At 73.9% G+C, this 17244-nt stretch carries 20 protein-coding genes; 13 read left to right on the top strand and 7 right to left on the bottom strand.

The window, feature by feature from the left end; all coding sequences use genetic code 11:
- Window positions 1–32: 32 nt before the first annotated feature.
- Window positions 33–629 (top strand): TIGR03086 family metal-binding protein, encoded by a 597-nt coding sequence (locus ACZ58X_RS05290; RefSeq protein WP_470332352.1) that lies wholly within the window; start codon window positions 33–35, stop codon window positions 627–629.
- A gap of 124 nt (window positions 630–753) precedes the next feature.
- The gene (locus ACZ58X_RS05295) at window positions 754–1332 is read left to right on the top strand and encodes a hemerythrin domain-containing protein (RefSeq protein ID WP_470332353.1); all 579 of its coding nucleotides are present in this window, start codon (window positions 754–756) and stop codon (window positions 1330–1332) included.
- A gap of 6 nt (window positions 1333–1338) precedes the next feature.
- Here the strand turns inward: ACZ58X_RS05295 and ACZ58X_RS05300 are convergent, their stop codons facing one another.
- Both ACZ58X_RS05300 and ACZ58X_RS05305 read right to left on the bottom strand, forming a co-directional pair.
- Window positions 1339–2127, bottom strand: a complete 789-nt coding sequence (locus ACZ58X_RS05300) for a VOC family protein (RefSeq protein ID WP_470332354.1) — start codon at window positions 2125–2127, stop codon at window positions 1339–1341.
- Between the two features lie 121 nt (window positions 2128–2248).
- Window positions 2249–2683, bottom strand: a complete 435-nt coding sequence (locus ACZ58X_RS05305; protein ID WP_470332355.1) for a Uma2 family endonuclease — start codon at window positions 2681–2683, stop codon at window positions 2249–2251.
- A 219-nt stretch (window positions 2684–2902) separates the two neighbouring features.
- Here ACZ58X_RS05305 and ACZ58X_RS05310 point away from each other — a divergent pair, with 219 nt between their 5' ends.
- The 4 genes from ACZ58X_RS05310 to ACZ58X_RS05325 all read left to right on the top strand — a co-directional run bounded on the left by ACZ58X_RS05310 (window position 2903) and on the right by ACZ58X_RS05325 (window position 7628).
- Window positions 2903–3583: a TetR/AcrR family transcriptional regulator gene (locus ACZ58X_RS05310; protein ID WP_470332356.1), complete on the top strand. Its 681-nt coding sequence runs from the start codon at window positions 2903–2905 to the stop codon at window positions 3581–3583.
- 195 nt (window positions 3584–3778) lie between these two features.
- A complete protein-coding gene (locus ACZ58X_RS05315; RefSeq protein WP_470332357.1) occupies window positions 3779–5308 on the top strand; it encodes an MFS transporter in 1530 nt (509 codons plus the stop codon).
- A 221-nt stretch (window positions 5309–5529) separates the two neighbouring features.
- Window positions 5530–7158 (top strand): cytochrome bc1 complex cytochrome b subunit, encoded by a 1629-nt coding sequence (gene qcrB, locus ACZ58X_RS05320; protein ID WP_470332358.1) that lies wholly within the window; start codon window positions 5530–5532, stop codon window positions 7156–7158.
- A gap of 29 nt (window positions 7159–7187) precedes the next feature.
- A complete protein-coding gene (locus tag ACZ58X_RS05325) occupies window positions 7188–7628 on the top strand; it encodes a PPOX class F420-dependent oxidoreductase (protein WP_470332359.1) in 441 nt (146 codons plus the stop codon).
- A gap of 186 nt (window positions 7629–7814) precedes the next feature.
- Here ACZ58X_RS05325 and ACZ58X_RS05330 read toward each other — a convergent pair whose 3' ends face one another.
- Window positions 7815–8024, bottom strand: a complete 210-nt coding sequence (locus tag ACZ58X_RS05330) for a hypothetical protein (protein ID WP_470332360.1) — start codon at window positions 8022–8024, stop codon at window positions 7815–7817.
- The gene (locus tag ACZ58X_RS05335; protein WP_375891271.1) at window positions 8021–8290 is read right to left on the bottom strand and encodes a DUF1876 domain-containing protein; all 270 of its coding nucleotides are present in this window, start codon (window positions 8288–8290) and stop codon (window positions 8021–8023) included. Before ACZ58X_RS05335 ends, ACZ58X_RS05330 begins: the two co-directional genes overlap by 4 nt.
- A 157-nt stretch (window positions 8291–8447) precedes the next feature.
- Between ACZ58X_RS05335 and ACZ58X_RS05340 the strand changes: the two genes are divergently transcribed.
- The 3 genes from ACZ58X_RS05340 to ACZ58X_RS05350 all read left to right on the top strand — a co-directional run bounded on the left by ACZ58X_RS05340 (window position 8448) and on the right by ACZ58X_RS05350 (window position 10722).
- The gene (locus tag ACZ58X_RS05340; protein ID WP_470332361.1) at window positions 8448–9290 is read left to right on the top strand and encodes a YndJ family protein; all 843 of its coding nucleotides are present in this window, start codon (window positions 8448–8450) and stop codon (window positions 9288–9290) included.
- Window positions 9287–9877 (top strand): DUF1990 family protein, encoded by a 591-nt coding sequence (locus ACZ58X_RS05345; RefSeq protein WP_470332362.1) that lies wholly within the window; start codon window positions 9287–9289, stop codon window positions 9875–9877. Before ACZ58X_RS05340 ends, ACZ58X_RS05345 begins: the two co-directional genes overlap by 4 nt.
- Window positions 9878–10017: 140 nt before the next feature.
- Window positions 10018–10722, top strand: a complete 705-nt coding sequence (locus tag ACZ58X_RS05350) for a hypothetical protein (protein ID WP_470332363.1) — start codon at window positions 10018–10020, stop codon at window positions 10720–10722.
- A 112-nt stretch (window positions 10723–10834) separates the two neighbouring features.
- Here the strand turns inward: ACZ58X_RS05350 and ACZ58X_RS05355 are convergent, their stop codons facing one another.
- The 3 genes from ACZ58X_RS05355 to ACZ58X_RS05365 form a co-directional block, all read right to left on the bottom strand.
- Window positions 10835–11575 (bottom strand): zf-HC2 domain-containing protein, encoded by a 741-nt coding sequence (locus tag ACZ58X_RS05355; protein ID WP_470332364.1) that lies wholly within the window; start codon window positions 11573–11575, stop codon window positions 10835–10837.
- The gene (locus ACZ58X_RS05360; protein ID WP_470332365.1) at window positions 11572–12132 is read right to left on the bottom strand and encodes a sigma-70 family RNA polymerase sigma factor; all 561 of its coding nucleotides are present in this window, start codon (window positions 12130–12132) and stop codon (window positions 11572–11574) included. The genes ACZ58X_RS05355 and ACZ58X_RS05360 overlap by 4 nt, the downstream gene beginning before the upstream one ends.
- A gap of 91 nt (window positions 12133–12223) precedes the next feature.
- The gene (locus ACZ58X_RS05365; protein WP_470332366.1) at window positions 12224–12811 is read right to left on the bottom strand and encodes a hypothetical protein; all 588 of its coding nucleotides are present in this window, start codon (window positions 12809–12811) and stop codon (window positions 12224–12226) included.
- Between the two features lie 107 nt (window positions 12812–12918).
- Between ACZ58X_RS05365 and ACZ58X_RS05370 the strand changes: the two genes are divergently transcribed.
- The 4 genes from ACZ58X_RS05370 to ACZ58X_RS05385 all read left to right on the top strand — a co-directional run bounded on the left by ACZ58X_RS05370 (window position 12919) and on the right by ACZ58X_RS05385 (window position 17193).
- Entirely contained in the window at window positions 12919–13362 is a 444-nt protein-coding gene (locus ACZ58X_RS05370; RefSeq protein WP_470332367.1) for a thioredoxin family protein, read from the top strand.
- A gap of 276 nt (window positions 13363–13638) precedes the next feature.
- Complete coding sequence (locus ACZ58X_RS05375; RefSeq protein ID WP_470332368.1) at window positions 13639–14373, top strand: alpha/beta fold hydrolase; 735 nt, start codon at window positions 13639–13641, stop codon at window positions 14371–14373.
- 109 nt (window positions 14374–14482) lie between these two features.
- The gene (locus tag ACZ58X_RS05380; protein WP_470332369.1) at window positions 14483–15928 is read left to right on the top strand and encodes a dihydrolipoyl dehydrogenase family protein; all 1446 of its coding nucleotides are present in this window, start codon (window positions 14483–14485) and stop codon (window positions 15926–15928) included.
- 170 nt (window positions 15929–16098) lie between these two features.
- Window positions 16099–17193, top strand: coding sequence for a WD40/YVTN/BNR-like repeat-containing protein (locus ACZ58X_RS05385; RefSeq protein WP_470332370.1), 1095 nt, complete (start codon window positions 16099–16101; stop codon window positions 17191–17193).
- Window positions 17194–17244: the final 51 nt, after the last annotated feature.

Below are 17244 nucleotides of genomic sequence, written 5' to 3' on the forward strand. Positions count from 1 at the left end.
GAACCCCACCGGGGCCGGGGCAGGGTGGAGGCATGGCTCACCGCAGGCAACACCAGCCGGCCGCCCGGCCCGGCACGCCCTACCCCGAGGCACTCGCCGCCTTCGACGAGCGGGTCCGACTGATCGCCCCCGGCCAGTGGGACTCCCCCACTCCGTGTGCCGACTGGACGGTGCGGGACCTGGTCAACCACCTCACCGGCGAACAGCTCTGGGTCCCCGACCTGCTGATGGGCGCCACCATCGCCGAGGTCGGCGGCCGCTACGACGGCGACGTGCTCGGCGACGATCCGGTCGCCGCCTGGAGTTCCGCCGCCGAAGCCGCCCGGCAGGCCTGGGAGGTGCCCGGCGCCACCGAACTCACCGTCCACCTCTCCTTCGCGGACGTCTCCGGGCAGTACTACCTGGACCAGCTCACCACCGACCTGGTCGTCCACGCCTGGGACCTCGCCGAGGGCATCGGCACCCGCACCCGGCTCCCGGCCGGCCTGGTGGACTTCGCGCTCGGCGAGATCGGCGGCTACGGCGACCTCTCCGGCAGCGGACTGTTCGACCCGCCCCTGCCGGTGCCCGCGGACGCCGCCCCGCAGACCCGGCTGCTGGCCCTCACCGGGCGGCGGGACGGCGGCTGAGCAGGGAATCCGGCTGCGGAACCCCCGCCCGGCGGCCGCCCGGACGAGGAGTTCCGCGCGGCGGCGCCGGATACTGGACAGTACGGGGGGCGAGTCCTGATCCCGGACGAGAGGCGGACACGCCATGAGCCGCAGGCCGGACATCCTCGGCGAGTTCACCGCCGACCACAAGGCGGCCACCGACCTGCTCGACCGCGCCGAGGCGGCGCCGGCCGGCTCGGCCGAGCGCGGCGAGCTGGTCACCAGACTGACCGACCTGCTGTTCAGCCACTGCGCCGCCGAGGAGGAGCACCTCTTCCCGCTCGTCCAGCACGACGTGCCCGAGGGCGGGGCCCTGGTGTTCAGCAGCATCCACGACCACCTCGCGATCGGGCAGTACCTCGCCGACCTGCAAGGAGTCGGCCCGGCCGACCCGGCCTTCGACACCCTGCTGCGCGGCCTCGGCGACACCCTCCGGCGGCACCTCACCGGCGAGGAGAAGACGGTCTTCCCGGCCGCCCGCAAGGCCCTGCCCGCAGCGACCCGCGCGGCGCTCGGCGAACGGCTCCGGGCACAGCGGGCGGACATCGAACCGGCGGACATCGAGCCGTCGGGCACCGAACCGGCGGGCACCGAGCCGTCCGGCACCGAAGCGGCAGGCGCCGAGCCGGCGAGCAGCGAACCGCCGGGCACCGGCCCCTCGGGCACCGGCCCCCCGGACTGAGGCCGCTCAGCTCTTCGGGCTGATCACCGCGAAGCGGGCGCCCTCACGGTCCCGCAGCCGGGCCACCCGGCCGTACGGGGAGTCGAAGACCGGGCCGATCCCCGCCCCGCCCAGCTCCACGGCCTGCGCCACCGCCCGGTCGGCGTCCGGGACGGCGAAGGAGACCTCCCAGTGCGGCGGCGGGCCGGCCGGGCCGGCCGCCTGCTCCTTGGCCAACGCCGCGACGCTGTGCCCCTCCGCGCGCAGCACCACCCGGTCGTGCTCCCAGCGGACCTCGAAGCGCTCCGGGTCCCGGCCGTCCCAGCGGAACACCTCGCCGTAGAACAGCGCCGCCGCGAACGGGTCCGGGGTGCGCAGCTCGATCCAGACCGGCGCACCCGGCAGGTCCAGCCGCCGGGCCCGGCCCAGCGGGCCCTCCCAGATGCCGAACACCGCCCCGGCCGGGTCCGCCGCGAAGGCCACCCGCCCGGCGTCGAAGGCCAGCGGGCCGACCGCCAGGGTCGCGCCGCGCTCGCGCACCGCGTCGGCGGCGGCGTCGGCGCTCTCCGTCCCGAAGTAGCTGGTCCAGGCGACCGGCACCGCCCCGAGGCCCGCCACCCCCAGCCCGGCCACCGCCTCCCCGCCGGTCACCGCGTGCACGTACGGGCCGAAGCGCTCCGGCCCGGGCTCGAACTCCCAACCCAGCAGCGGACCGTAGAAGCCCGTGGCACTCTCCAGGTCCCGGGCCATCAGGCTCACCCAGCACGGAACGGCCGCCACGCAGCGCACCTTCGCGGTCGTCTCCTCGCTGCCCATCGCGGACCTCCTCGCCGACCCGGCCGCCGGGCCCCTCCCGGCTCCCGCGGCCCACCGGCCGCCCGGGACGCCCACAGCCTAGGGCGGCCGGGGTAGCCCGTCCGGGAAGGCACGGCCGGGCTCAGCGCACCCAGTTCTTGAGCGGCTCGGTGTCCAGGGCGATGCCGACCGGGTCGGGCCGGCGGACGCTCCTGCCGAAGGGGAGGGTCTGAACGGTCTCGTAGCGGACGCCGTCGGGCTGGCTGTGGACGATGACTTCGGCGGAGTCGCGGTCGATCAGCAGGTGGACGGCGTGCCGTCGGGGCGCGCGTGGCCGCTGCGGTAGGGTCTCGACCTTCAACCCTTGGTCATTCGGCCACAGCTCGGGACGCGACTGGATGCAGATCCGCATCAGCCACTCGATGACCAGGCCGTGGTCTCCGTCCGGCACGGGCTTGACGCCCACCTTCCCGTTGATGAACTCCGGCCGGATGCCTTCGGCGGTCGCGGCCAGACGGCGAGCGAATTCCTCGAATTCCTCGGGCAGCATCTGCGGGCGGTCGGAGATCGCGGTCATGGGCTCTGCTCCTTCGCCCGGGCACCCGCCGGGGCCACGAGCGCGCCGGTGAGTGGCTACGGGGGCGTCCGGTTCTGACGACAGCCGACCGCATCCCTCCTCATGTGAGTGTGACGCGGGTCATAGCATGGAAGGAAATTGCGGGGACAGATTCCCCGTTTGCGAGTACGTTGGAGAAAGCGGGGAGAACTTCCCCGGTATCCTGGAGGAGCAGTCGCCATGACCACCGTCGCCGCAGAGCCGGCCCGTTCCACGGGGAGTGTGCGCACGCCGAAGTTGCGTGCGGACGCGAGCCGGAACCGGGAGCGGATCGTGCTGGCGGCCCGGGACGCGTTCGTCGAGCACGGTGCCGAGGTGCCGCTGGACGAGATCGCGAAGCGGGCGGGGGTCGGCAATGCCACGCTGTACCGGAACTTCCCGGACCGCGCGGCGCTGATCCAGGAAGTGGCGCTGCTCGTCAAGAACCGCATCCTGGCCCTCGCCGAGACGGCGACGGCCGAGGCGGACGCGGGAATGGGCGGCGGTCCGTTCGACGCTCTGCAGCGGTTCGTGCACGCGACCGTGGCGGAGAAGGTCGGCGGGCTCTGCGCCGTCTTTACCAGCACCGTCGATCCGGACGACCCGGAGTTGACCGAGACGCGGGAGCGCCTGCGGTCCGCCGTGAGCGGACTGATGGAGCGCGCCCGGGCCACCGGCGAACTCCGGCCAGACGTCGACCACGGGGACCTGTTCGTCGCGATGAGTCAGCTGACCCGGCCGCTGCCGGGCACCTCCTGCCAACTGCTCGACGAGTTCGTCCACCGCCACCTGCAGCTGTTCCTGGACGGCCTGCGCGCTCCGGCCCGCTCGACGCTGCCCGGCCGGGCCGCGACCTTCGAGGACTTCCGCCCTCGGCACTGACTGACCACCTGGACCCACCACTGATCCGATCCTGATCCGAGTCCGATCCGACCCGCTCGCACCCCACCTTCCGCGCGACTGACCGGAGTCGCCTCCGGGCGCGTCCGCGCGCCCTCGCACCCGTACGGCAACCTGCCGTTCCCGTACGGCAGTTGACCGTTCTCGCACACCACGCACCGTGAAATGGGTACCCCCATGTCTCAGACCGACGCCGCGCAGGCGACGATCCCCGATCCCAGGCGCTGGAAGGCGCTGATCTTCATCGGCCTCGCCCAGCTGATGGTCGTCCTCGACGCCACCATCGTGAACATCGCCCTGCCGTCCGCCCAGACCGACCTGGGCATATCCGACGGCAACCGCCAGTGGGTGATCACCGCCTACGCGCTGGCCTTCGGCGGCCTGCTGCTGTTCGGCGGCCGGATCGCGGACCTCTGGGGCCGCAAGCGGACGTTCATCGTCGGCCTGACCGGCTTCGCCCTCGCCTCCGCACTCGGCGGCGCCGCGGTCAACACCGCGATGCTGCTCGGTGCCCGCGCCCTCCAGGGCGTGTTCGGCGCCCTGCTCGCGCCGGCCGCGCTGTCGCTGCTCGCCGTGACCTTCACCGAGGCCAAGGAGCGCGCCAAGGCCTTCGGCATCTACGGGGCTATCGCCGGTGGCGGTGGCGCCATCGGTCTGATCCTCGGCGGCGCGCTGACCGAGTACCTGAACTGGCGCTGGACCTTCTACGTCAACATCCCCTTCGCCATCGCGGCCATCGCCGGCGCCGTCCTGGTGATCAGCGAGCCCGTCGGGGGCCGCAACCGCAACAAGCTGGACATCCCCGGCGTGGTGCTGGTGACCACCGGCCTGGTCGCGCTGGTGTACGGCTTCACCCGCGCCGAGTCCAGCGGCTGGACGGCCGGCAGCACCCTGGCGCTGTTCGCCGCGGCCGTCGTGCTGCTGGGCGCCTTCGTGCTCGTGGAGCGCGCCGTGGCCGCCCCGCTGCTGCCGCTGCGTGTGGTGCTGAACCGCAACCGCGGTGGGGTGTACCTGTCCCTGGGCATGGCCGTGATCGGCATGTTCGGCCTGTTCCTCTTCCTGACCTACTACCTCCAGGTCGTGCGCGGCTACAGCCCGGTGCTGACCGGCGTCGCCTTCCTGCCGATGGTGGCGGGCATGATCACCGGCTCGACCCAGATCGGCGCCCGGCTGATGACCCGCGTCCCGGCCCGCTACCTGATGGCGCCGGGCTTCCTGACCGCCTCGGTCGGCATGTTCCTGCTGACCCACATCGGCCTGGACACCTCGTACCCGGCGCTGATCCTGCCCGGCCTGGTCCTGATGGGCCTCGGCATGGGCACCGCCTTCATGCCGGCCATGAGCCTCGCGACCCACGGCGTCCAGCCGCGTGACGCGGGCGTGGCCTCGGCCATGGTCAACACCTCGCAGCAGGTCGGCGGCGCCATCGGCACCGCGCTGCTGAACACCATCGCGGCCAGCGCCACCACCAGCTGGCTGACCTCGCACGCCGCCTCGCTGGCCACCGCCGCCTCGCCGGAGGCCGCCAAGGCCCTGCAGTTCCAGGGCATGGTGCACGGCTTCTCCACCGCGATCTGGGTGTCCTTCGGGATCCTGGTGGCGGCCGCCGCCGTCGCCTTCACCTTCATCAACGCCGGCCACCCCGGTGCCGCGGGTGCGGACTCGGGTGCGGCGAAGAACGACGAGGTGCCGGTGCTGGTGCACTGACCTCGCGGGACCCCACGGGGTGAACTCGGGTGCGCATGCGGCCCGTCCGGTGTCTTCCACGGCACCGGGCGGGCCGCTCGCCGTTTCCGGACCGGCCGTCGCATCCGGGGAGCCGCGACGGAAAGGACCCCGGGTAGAAGTGGGGATCAGTCCCCGATTATGGTGGCCCCAGTGCGAATCGGGGACTGATCCCCGTTTCCTTCGGACCGAGGTGCGTGCACATGACCCGGAATCAGAACCCAGGGCGGGGGCAGCGGGCCGCCGACTGGGCGGACGGCCGGCTGGGGATCTACTCCCTCGCCAGGGCCAACCTGCGCAAGATCTTCCCGGACCACTGGTCCTTCATGCTGGGCGAGATCTGCCTCTACACCTTCCTGATCATCATCCTGACCGGTGTCTGGCTGACCCTGTTCTTCAAGCCGAGCATGGGCGAGGTGGTCTACAGCGGCTCGTACGTCCCGCTCAAGGGCGTCCCGATGTCCGAGGCCTACGCCTCCACCGTGGACATCAGCTTCGAGGTCCGCGGCGGGCTGCTGATCCGGCAGATCCACCACTGGGCGGCGATCGTCTTCGTCGCGGCCATGTTCGTGCACATGATGCGGGTGTTCTTCACCGGCGCGTTCCGCAAGCCGCGCGAGATCAACTGGGTCTTCGGCTTCCTGCTGCTGTTCCTCGGCATGCTGGACGGCTTCTTCGGCTACTCGCTCCCGGACGACCTGCTGTCCGGCACCGGGATCCGGTTCATCGAGGGCGTGGTGCTGGCCGTGCCCCTGGTCGGCACCTACGTCCAGATGTTCCTGTTCGGCGGGGAGTTCCCCGGGCACGACATCATCCCGAGGTTCTTCACCATCCACGTGCTGCTCGTCCCCGGCATCATGCTCGGGCTGCTGGTGGCGCACCTGATCCTGGTCTTCTACCACAAGCACACCCAGTGGGCGGGCCCCGGCAGGACCGAGAAGAACGTCGTCGGCATGCCGCTGATGCCGGTCTACATGGCCAAGGCCGGCGGCTTCTTCTTCCTGGTCTTCGGGATCGTCGCGCTGATGTCCGCGATCGCCACGATCAACCCGATCTGGGCCTACGGCCCGTACCGGCCCGACCAGGTCTCCACCGACGCCCAGCCCGACTGGTACATGGGCTTCGCCGAGGGCCTGATCCGGGTGATGCCCGGCTGGGAGATCGGCCTGTGGGGGCACACCCTCAACCTCGGGGTGCTGATCCCGTTCACGCTGTTCCCGGTGATCCTCGGCGCGATCGCGGTCTACCCGTTCATCGAGAGCTGGGTGACGAACGACGCCCGGGAGCACCACCTGCTCGACCGGCCGCGCAACGCGCCGGTCCGCACCGCCCTCGGCGCGGCCTGGATCAGCGTCTACCTGGTGATGCTCGCGGGCGGTGGCAACGACCTCATCGCCACCCATCTGCACCTGTCGCTCAACGCCATCACCTACGGGGTGCGGATCGGCTTCTTCGTCGTCCCGGTCGCCGTCTTCGTCGTCACCAAGCGCTGGTGCCTGGGCCTGCAACGACGGGACCGCGACAAGGTGCTGCACGGCCGGGAGACCGGCGTCATCAAGCGGCTGCCGCACGGCGAGTTCACCGAGGTGCACGCCGGGCTCGCGCCCGCCGAACTGCACCGGCTCACCTCGCACGAGCAGCCCCGCCCCCTCGAACTGCCGCCCGCGGTCGACGAGAATGGAGTGGCCCGGCCGACAGGCGCGCTCACCCGCACCCGGGTGCGGCTGTCCCGCGGGTTCCACGGCGAGCACGCCCGGATCGAGCAGCCCACCGCCGAGGAGCACCGCGAGCCCCGTGAGGTCACCGAGGGTGCGGCCCACGGTCACCACTGACCCGCCCCCCCTGTACGAGGGAGGAGATCATGCACGACCCCACCGACCGGCTCGCCGACAGCAGGTACCTCCTGCTGACCACCTTCGGCGAGGACGGCAGTCGACAGGACTCCCAGCTGTGGGTGGTCGCGGACGGCCGGGCGCTCGGCGTCTGGACCCCGGCCCACTCGGGCGAGGCCGAACGGATCCGCCGCCACCCCCGGGTGCTGATCGGCCCCTGCGACGCCCACGGGCGCCCCACCGGCCGCCGGCTCCCGGCCCGCGCACGGCTCTGCGACGCCGACGCGACCGCGCGCTACCGCACCTCATTGATCAACAAGTACGGCCTGACGGCGCTGATCGCGCTGGCCCGCAGCCGGTTCCGGGTCGGGTTGTCCGGGACGGTCGGGATCCGGATCACCCCGAACGAGCTGGAGCAGCGGCTGGTCGGGCCGGAGTGGCGGCCGCCGGGGACGTACTGCGTCAACTGAGCGGTACGGAAGGGCTTCGGGCGCCGTAGAGCCCGTCGAGTGCCGGGATCCGTGGGGACGGGGCCCGGCGCTCGGCGTGTCCGGACGTCCGGACGTCCGGACGTCCAGGCGCTGGGCGCTTCCGGGCGCTCGGCACTTCCGGGCGCTCCTGTCTCCCCGCTCTCGGGTTCGGGGAGCGTCGCGGGATCAGGCCCCGTCGTCCGGTGCCCGGGCCAGGTCCCCCGGTTCGCAGGCCTCCCGGCCGGTTCCCAGGTGGACGACCCTGACCGCCCGCTCGGGGCCGCCGGGGACGACCCGCTGTTCGTGGCCGCAGCGCGGGCAGATCAGCGGGATGCGCGGCCGGTTCGGGTCCCGTCCGGTGTGGCCCTGGCCGCCGTCCGGGTGCGGGGCGGTCACGAGAGCGGGTGGGTCGGGACCGGGCTGACGTCCTGGATCTCGCCGTGGGCCTTGGTGAGCAGCTGGGAGGCGAGGTCGTTGAGTGCGCGGGCGCCCGCGATCTCCTCGCCCACCCGTAGCTGTTCCGGGTCGGAGGGGTGGCGGCTGCTGTAGCCGTGGGCCCGCACCTCCGTGCCGTCGCCGAGTCTCAGCAGGGCGGCGGCGGTCGTCCGCGCGCCCTCCTCGCGGAACTCCATCTCGATGTGCCAACCGACCAGAGTCTGCATGGCGGATCACCTCCATCGGTTACTCCTCCAGAGTGCGCCGCACCCAGCGTGAACACCAGGCCAGCCGGACCGGGGCCAGCTTGAACATGTTCAACTCGGCGACGTAGAGTCGCGGACGAAGGGCATTTGAACGCGTTCAAGAGGGGGTGTGCCCGCCATGGACAAGGGCACGACCGAACTGGTCGACCTGCTGGTCCTGCTCGGCATGGGCGCCGTCCTGCCGCTCGGCCTGGCCCTCATCGACGAACCCGGGCTGGCCCGGATCCGCCGGCTCTGGCCGCTCGCCGCCGTCCCCGGGGCGCTCTCGCTCTGGCTGCCGCGCGGCGGCCTCGCCACCGCCACCGCCGTCCTCTACGCCCTCGGCACCCTCGCCGTCGCCCTGCACGCGCCCCGGCGCCTGGCCCGCACCCGCTCGCTCGCCCCCGCCGAGATCGCCGTGCTCACCGCGCTCGCCGCACCCTCGGTCGCCGGGGTCGCACTCGTCGCCGAACGCTCCGGCTACCCGCTGTTCGGCTTCGAACCGCACATCCTGGCCCTGACCGTCCCGCACTTCCACTACGCCGGATTCACCGCCGCACTGGTCGCCGGACTGGTCTGCCGCGCCTCGGTGCCCGGCTCCGCGGCGGCCCGCTGCGCGGCGCTCAGCGTCCCGGCCGGCACCCTGCTGGTGCTCGCCGGGTACTTCCTCGGCAACTGGTGGCAGTTCGCCGGAGCGGTCGTCCTCAGCACCGGGATGTGGCTGGTCGGCCTGGTCAGCTGGCGCGAGCTGCGCCCCCGCGCGGCCGACCCGGTCACCGCCGGGCTGCTCACCGTCTCCTCGGGCGTGCTGGCGCTCACCATGCTGCTCGCCCTGTGGTGGGCGTTCGGCCGGGCCGCCGGACTCCCCCACCCCACCCTGGCGTGGATGGCCGCCACCCACGGCCTCGGCAACGCGCTCGGCTTCGCGCTCTGCGCGCTCCTCGCCTGGCGCCGGATCACCACCGCGAAGGACGCCCGATGAACCACCACAGCCACCCCCGGGCCGACCACGGCCGTCCTGGGACCGGCCACAGCCACGTCGGGACCGACTACAGCTACCCCGAGCAGGGCGCCAGCCGCACCGGCGAACTCCCCGCCGGCTACAACCACCTGCGGCACCGGACGCCGATCGGCCACGGCCGCGCCGCCCTGGAGGTCGCCGGGGCCGCGCTGCTCGGCTGGCGGATGCACCGGCTGGCCGGCGTCCGGATCGACGCGGAGGCCGACCGGGCGGCCCCGGGCGTCGCCGTCCGCTGCGCGATCGGCGTCGGCCCGCTGCGGGCGGGCGCGCCCAACCGGGTGCTAGCCGTCGTCGACGGCCCGGACCGGTACGGCTTCACCTACGGGACCAGGCACGGGCACCTCGGCCGGGGCGAGGAGACCTTCCTGGTCGAGCTGGCGCCCGACGGGACGGTCTGGTTCGGCGTCACCGCGTTCAGCCGGCCGGTCGCCTGGTGGGCCCGGCTGGTCGGCCCGCTGTTCCCGCTTCTCCAGCACGCCTTCGCCCGGCGCTGCGGGCGGGTGCTGGCGGCGGTCGCGGCGGACGCGGCGCAGGGCGGACCGCGCTGACCCCCGCCCGGCGGCGGCCTGAATCCGCTGGCCGCCCGGCCCGGACCTGCGGCATGATCGCCGGATGACACCGCCGCCCACGGTGGCGGTTTCCGGCCCCCGGGGACGGACGCCACCGAGGACGGCGAGGAGCCGAGGCCGTGACCAGCTTCCACACCCACCGGGCCCTGGTGCTCGACACCGCGCTGCCCGTCCAGCGACGCCACAGCGCCCTGCGCACCTGCCTGACCGGCTTCGCCCCGTACGGCCTGCGGGCGACCTACCACCACCTGACCCTCAGCGCCCGGATGCCCCGGCGCCTGGAGGCCGACCCGCAGTCCCTGGTGCGGGCGGTGGAGGAACTGCACGGGGCGCGGCAGCTGTGGCTGGCCCGCGCGGAGCGGTACGCGGCGCAGCGGCGGGCCGAGAAGCGGGACGGCCGCCGGGCGGCGACGCCGGTGTGGTGGAACCGGCCCTGGTGGACCTCGCCGGACGACGCCTGGCGCCACGACCCCTTCCTGCACCCGGCGTTGGGCCTGCCCGACTACGTCCGACGGCAGAACGCGCTACTGGACGGGGCCGAACTGCCCGGCTGCCCGGCCTGCGGGGAGGAGGGGCCCGCGGTCGAGGTGTCGACCGGCCACGACCGGGCCGAACTGTGCCGCACCTGCGCCCGGGTGCTGGTGCCGTGCCCGTGCGGCCGGTGGCACAGCTTCCAGCAGGAGCTGCGGGTCGGCTGGAGCCGGACCTGGCGGCGGGAGCACATGACCGACGGCGGCGAGCCCAACCCGCACTGGCCCGCCCACCTGGGCGCGGCCCGGGTGCGGCGGCTGACGGGGTACGTCGTGCTGCACCTTCCGGGCTGAACCGGCCCTGACCGGCCCCTCCCGGTCACACCCGGTCACACCCGGCTCCTCCCGCTCGCGCCCGCTCACGCCCGGTCACGACCGGCTCCTCCCGGTCACGCCCGGTGCGGCGTCACCCCCGGTGTGCGGGGACAGAGACCAGCAGGGCGTCGGAGTTCTGGACCCGCACCTCGAAGTGGTCGATGGCGCCCGGCTGCATGGCCGCGCCGCCGGTGGTGCGCAGCACACCCGGGGCGTCGGGTTCGCCGTAGCCGTCCGCCGGGACGTACCAGGTGGTGACCGTCTGGTGCTCGCCGCCATGCGAGACGGCGACCAGGCGGCAGGTCAACGGGCCCTGCACGCCGGAGAGTTGCAGGCTGACCCGGCTGCCCCAGGTGGTGCCGTCGACACCGACGGTGGCCTTGGCCCCGGTGGCCGGGTCACTGGCGCTGAACTGCTCGGCGACGGCGACCACGGCGGGCGTGGTCTCCGCGGTGAGCACCGCGGCCGTGACGGCCGGGCCGGCCGCGACCATCGCGGTCGCGGCCAGGGCGAGCACCAGCCGCCGTACCCGGCCGCGCCGCCGGCCGGCCGTGACCTCGGCGACCAGCCGGTCCAGGAGCCGCCCGTCCGGCGCCGGCGCGAAGTCGGCCGGGTCCAGTCCGGCGGCCCGCGCCGACGCCACGTACTCGCCCAACATCGGTTCCACGAAGCCCAGTTCGCCGACCTGTCCGGTGCACTGCGGGCAGTCCGCCAGATGCCGCTCGAAGGCCACGCGCTCGGCGGGCTCCAGCAGGCCGAGGACGTACGACGCGACGTCCAGGTGCTCGGGGCCACCGGACGGGCCGGGGCCGGGGGCGGGCCGCTCGGTCACGATGTCACTCCCCGTTCCTCCAGCGCGAGCCTAAGCGAGCGCAGTGCGTAGAACACCCTCGACCGGACGGTCCCGGCCGGGATGCCGAGGACGGTGGCCGCCTCCTTCGCGGTGCGGCCCTTGAGGTAGGTCTCGACGATGATCTCCCGGTGGGCGGGCGAGAGGTCGGCGAGCGCGTCGGCGACAGTCATCATCCGCAGCGCCCGGTCGATCTCGTCCTCGGCGGGCAGCTGTTCCAGGGCCGCCGCGTCCACCTCGCGCGGGCGGGCGCCGGCGCTGCGGTGGCCGTCGATCACGATCCGGCGGGCGACGGTGACCAGCCAGGGGCGCAGCGAGCCGGCCTTCGGGTCGAGCCGGTGGATGTTGCGCCAGGCCCGGACCAGGGTCTCCTGGACGACGTCCTCGGCGCGCTGCCGGTCCCCGGCGACCAGGTGGAGCACGAAGCCGAACAACGGACCGGCATGCTCGCGGTACAGGGCCCGCATCAACTCCTCGTCCGCGGCCCCCGACCCGTGTCCGGCGGGGTGCTCCTCGGTCACCACTTCATGGTTGCGCACCCGGGCCTCCCGGTCGAGGGCGGTGGTCAGTGGCGGTCGGTGGTGGTCAGTAGTGGGCCGTGACGGTCAGTGGTGGTCGGGCGGTCGTCGGTCAGTAGCCCGACGACGGCGGGGTGGGCGTCGGTGTGGGGGTGCTCGGTGCCGGGGTGGCGGGTGCCGGGGTGCCGCCCGGCATCGCCTTGCCGCCGGTCGGGGTCACCGCGAACCACTGGCCGGCCACGCCCTCGCCCTTGGTGTCGCCGGGCTTGGCGTCCGGCGAGTAGCGGTAGACCGGCCAGCCGTTGACGGTGACCTGCTTGGTGCCGTCGTCGCGGGTGAAGCTGCCGACCAGCTTGCTGTCGATGCCCTTGACCGTGACGTCGCCGTTGACGTGCTCGGGCGGCCAGAGGGTGGCGCAGTTACCGTTGCAGTACGAGTCCGAGGGGTTGCTCTGGTCCTGGTCGAAGCGGTAGAGCGTGAAGCCCGCACTGTCGGTGACGATGGTGCCGAGCTTGGGGTCGTCGGCGGTCCGGAGGGTCGCGGCGGCGGGGGCACTGGAGCTGCTCGACGGGCTCGGTGCGCTCGGTGCGCTCGACTTGCTCGATCCGGACGACCCGCAGCCGGCGACCAGGGCCGCCGCGGCGAGGCCGGAGGCGGCGAGCACGGCGGCCCGGCGGGTGCGGGGTGTGGTGCTGCGCATGGGGAGCCTCCCGCGTCGGTGAACGGACTGGACACCCCTCAGTACGGACGGTGGCCGCCCGGTGCTCAATCCCGGCCGGGCCCGGAATACCCCGGCGGGCATCACCGTTGTCCCGGGCGCATGATCCGTACCGGCACCTTCGGAAGGGAAGGATCCGCGAGATGAGCAACACGGTCGAGCTGACCAAGGAGAACTTCGACGACATCGTCCCCGGCCCGGAGGGCCAGGACTTCGTCCTGATCGACTTCTGGGCCGGGTGGTGCGGGCCGTGCCGGCAGTTCGCCCCGGTGTACGAGAAGGCCGCGGAACGCCACCCGGACCTCGTCTTCACCAAGGTCGACACCGAGGCCCAGCAGGAACTGGCCGCCGCGTTCGGCATCCAGTCGATCCCCACTCTGGCCATCATCCGCGAGGGCGTGCTGATCTTCTCCCAGGCCGGGGCGCTGCCGGAGACGGTGTTCGAGGACCTGATCGGCCAGGCCCGCGAGCTGGACATGACCGAGGTCAAGCGCAAGGTGGCGGAGGAGCAGGCGGCCGAGGGCCGGGCCTGAGCCCCGAACCGCGCCGGGAGCCCTCCCGGATCCGTACGGGGCCGGCACGCATGAGGCCCGGGGAGCCACAGCTCCCCGGGCCTCATGCGTGCCGGCAGTTCGGGGAGCGGTTCCCGGCGCGGCTCCCGACGCAGTCCCCGCAGGTCGAGCACGCGGCTGACCGGGTGTTCCGCCGGGGACGCTCCTCCCGGGCCGGGTGATCCTGGCGTGCTCCGTCCCGGTCCGCTCCTAGAGTCGCCGGTGACGGGGGTCCCCACCGCGGAAGGACGGTCCACCATGAGTACGTTCGTACTGGTTCCCGGATTCTGGCTCGGCGCCTGGGCCTGGGACGAGGTGGCCGCGCCGCTGCGCGCGGCCGGGCACCGGGTCCACCCGGTGAGCCTGCCCGGGCTCGCCGAACGGGCCGGTGAGCAGGGCGACTTCGGACTGGAGGAGCACATCGCGGACCTGGCCGACCTGCTGGTGCGCGAGGACCTGTGGGACGTGGTGCTGGTCGCGCACAGCGGCGCCTGCGCCCCGGTCGGCGGGGTCGCGGACCGGATGCCGGAGCGGATCCGGCGGGTGGTCTACCTGGACAGCGGGCCGATGGCGGACGGCGGTTCGGTGGACGACCTGTGGCAGCCCGACTTCCGGGCCGAGGCCGACGCCACCGCGGTCGACGGCCGGCTGCCGATGCCCGCCTGGGAGTACATGGCCGCCCACGGCTCCAGCACCGAGGGCCTGGACGGGGCCGCACTGGAACGGATCCGCGCCCGGCTCACCCCGCACCCGGTCGGGGCGTACCGGGACCGGCTCCGGCTGACCGGCGCCGGGGCCGCCCTGCCGCAGGCCCTGGTCACCTGCTCCTTCCCGCTCGACCGGGTGCGGGAGATGATCGCCTCCGGCCACCCGTGGTTCGTCGGGATGGACGGGCCGAACTGGGAACTGCGCGAACTTCCCACCGGGCACTGGCCGATGTTCTCCCGCCCGGCCGACACCGCCGCGCTGCTCGCGGAACTCGCAGCGATCTGATCACGGTTGGCGTGTTCGCCCGCGCTCCGGCCGGTCCGCGTCGCAGGATGGGGCGCACGCCGCACCCGGCCAGGGGCCGGGCGACCCACGAGACCACGGAGGACGGGACATGACCAGCAGCACCACCGGGGAGTACGACGTCATCGTCCTGGGCGCCGGGCCGACCGGCGAGAACGTGGCCGACCGGACCGTCGCCGCGGGCCTGAGCACCGTGATCGTGGAGGCCGAACTGGTCGGCGGCGAGTGCTCGTACTGGGCCTGCATGCCGAGCAAGGCGCTGCTGCGCCCGGCCGCCGCGCTGGACGACGCCCGCGCGGTGGGCGGCGCCCGGGAGGCGGTCGGCGACGGTCGGCTGGACGCGGCCGCGGTGCTGGCCCGGCGGGACTCCTTCACCTCGCACTGGAAGGACGACGGCCAGGTGCAGTGGCTGCGGGACACCGGCATCGAGCTGGTCCGCGGCCACGGCCGGCTGGCGGGCGTGCGGACGGTCACGGTGGAGGCGGAGGACGGCACCGAACGGGTGCTCACCGCCCGGCACGCCGTCGCCGTCTGCACCGGCAGCCGCCCGGTGCTGCCCGCCGCCGTGCCCGGGCTGGCCGAGGCGCACCCGTGGACCAACCGGGAGGCGACCGGCTCGCCGACCGTCCCCGGGCGGCTCGCGGTGGTCGGCGGCGGGGTGGTCGGCGTGGAGATGGCCACCGCCTGGCGGGCGCTCGGCTCCGAGGTGGTGCTGCTGGTGCGTGGCGACGCGCTGCTGCCGCGGATGGAGCCCTTCGCGGGCGAGCTGGTGGCCGAGGGGCTGCGGGAGGCCGGCGTGGACCTCCGCTTCGGCACCGAGGTGACGGCGCTGGAGCGGGCCGACGCCACCGGGCCGGCGGTGCTGACGCTCTCCGGCGGCGAGCGGCTGACCGTCGACGAGGTGCTGTACGCCACCGGCCGGGCCCCGCGCACCGCCGACATCGGGCTGGAGCAGGTCGGGCTGCGGCCGGGCACCTGGCTGGACGTGGACGACAGCTGCACGGTGCTGGGCGTGGACGGCGAGTGGCTGTACGCCGCCGGGGACGTCAACCACCGGGCGCTGCTCACCCACCAGGGCAAGTACCAGGCCCGGATCACCGGTGCGGCGATCGCCGCCCGGGCCGAGGGGCGCGCACTGGACACCTCGCGCTGGGGCGCGCACTCCGCGTCCGCCGACCTCGCCGGAGCACCGCAGGTGGTGTTCACCCGACCCGAGGTCGCGGCCGTCGGCCTGACCCTGGCCGAGGCCGAGCGGCTCGGACTGCGGGTCAAGGCCGTCGACCACGAGATCGGCAACGTCGCCGGGGCCTCGCTCTACGCCGACGACTACCGCGGCCGTGCCCGGGTGGTCTTCGACCTGGACCGGCAGGTGATCATCGGCGCCTGCCTGGTCGGCCCGGCCGTCGCCGAACTGCTGCACTCGGCGACCGTCGCGGTGGTCGGCGAGGTGCCGGTCGACCGGCTCTGGCACGCCGTCCCCGCCTACCCGACGATCAGCGAGGTGTGGCTGCGGCTGCTGGAGGGCTGCCGGGGGTGACCCCCTCCCCCGGGTACCCCTCCCGCTCCGGGGGCTCCGGGGGCTCCGGGGGCGCGGCGCGGCGAGATGTGACCGCCGGTGGACGGCGGGACACTGGGCGGTGGGGCCGCGTCCGCCGCGCCCCGGGGGCCGTTCCGGGGGGGCCGCTCGCGAATCAGGTGGTGTGAGGCATGACCGAGGTGCTGTTGGCCGTCGGAACCGAGAAGGGCCTCTTTCTCGGCCGCAGCCGCGACCGGCTGGACTGGGAGTTCAGCGGGCCGCACTTCCCGATGAACGCGATCTACTCCGTCTCGATCGACCGCCGCGGGGGCCGCACCAGACTGCTGGTCGGCGCCGACAGCAGCCACTGGGGGCCCTCGGTGTGGCGCTCCGACGACCTCGGCGCCCACTGGCACGAGCCGAGCCGGCCGGCGATCCGCTTCCCCGGGTCCACCGGCGCCTCGCTCACCCGGGTCTGGCAGCTCCAGCCCGCCGGAGCGGAGGCCCCCGGGGTGGTGTACGCGGGCACCGAACCCGCCGCACTGTTCCGCTCCACCGACGGGGGCGAGAGCTTCACCCTGGTCGAACCGCTCTGGAACCACCCCCAGCGGTCCGAGTGGGGCGCCGGCTACGGCGGCCAGGGCCTGCACACCGTCCTCACCGACCCGCGCGACCCGCAGCGGCTGCTGGTCGCGGTCTCCAGCGGCGGCGTCTACCGCAGCAAGGACGGCGGCGACAGCTGGGAGCCCTCCAACACCGGCCTGCGCGCCGAGTTCTTCCCGGAGGAGCGCCAGTACCCCGAGTTCGGCCAGTGCGTGCACAAGATCGCCGCCGACCCGGTCCACCCCGACCGGCTCTACCTGCAGAACCACGGCGGGGTCTACCGCAGCGACGACTGGGGCGGGAGCTGGCGCTCCATCGCGGACGGCCTGCCCGCCGAGTTCGGCTTCGCGGTCGCCGCCCACCCGCGCCGCGGCGACACCGCCTACCTCTTCCCGCTCGGCGGCTCGGACGACCGGATCCCGCCGGGCCGCCGCTGCCGGGTCTTCCGCACCACCGACGGCGGCACCAGCTGGCAGCAGTTGGCCGCCGGCCTCCCCGGCGAGGACCACTACGGCATCGTGCTGCGCGACGCCCTGCGCACCGACGACGCCGACCCGGCCGGGATCTACTTCGGCAACCGGACCGGCGACGTGTACGGCAGCCGCGACGAGGGCGAGACCTGGTCGCTGCTGGTCTCCCACCTGCCGGACGTGCTCTGCGTCCGGGCGGCGGCGGTGGGCTGAGCCCCGCCTGGCGGCGGGATCCGCCGGTCGAAAACCGGTTGCCGGGACGCC

It is taken from the genome of Kitasatospora sp. NPDC040550 (assembly GCF_055594965.1).